Origin of the sequence: Thermalbibacter longus (assembly GCF_023806485.1) — a bacterium.
Classification (GTDB): domain Bacteria; phylum Chloroflexota; class Chloroflexia; order Thermomicrobiales; family Thermomicrobiaceae; genus Thermalbibacter; species Thermalbibacter longus.
Genome location: NZ_JAMSLR010000048.1, coordinates 1 through 442, shown reverse-complemented (window position 1 = coordinate 442; position 442 = coordinate 1). Strand labels below are relative to the sequence as shown.

Annotated in this window: 1 protein-coding gene; it reads right to left on the bottom strand. The window is 69.7% G+C overall.

The annotated features are described in order from the left end of the window. Positions 1-442, bottom strand: a 442-nt coding sequence (locus NET02_RS16390; protein ID WP_284058504.1) for an acyl-CoA dehydrogenase family protein, incomplete at both ends; no start/stop codon positions are given.

The window sequence follows — 442 nt, the reverse complement described above, 5'->3', positions numbered from 1 at the left end:
CCTCCAGCCGCGCCGCCGCCTCGGCCAGGCGAAAGCCCACCGCCTGGTGCTCGAAGATCGGCTTGCCGAAGCTCTCGCGCTGCTTGGCGTAGTCGATCGCCACCTCCAGCGCGCTGCGCGCCATGCCGACGCTCTGTGCCGCAATGCCGATGCGCCCGCCTTCCAGCGCCGACAGCGCGATCCTGTAGCCCTCGCCCTCCTGGCCGATGCGGTTTTCCGCCGGGATGCGGCAGCCCTCCAGACGGATCTGCGCGGTGTCGCTGGAGTGCTGGCCGACCTTGTCCTCAAGCCGCTCGACGATGTAGCCGGGCGTGTCGGTCGGCACGAGGAAGGCGCTCATGCCCCGCTTGCCGGCGGCCTTGTCGGTGACGGCGATGACGATGGCGACCTGCCCGTTCTTGCCGCTGGTGATGAACTGCTTGACGCCGTCGAGCACGTAGCC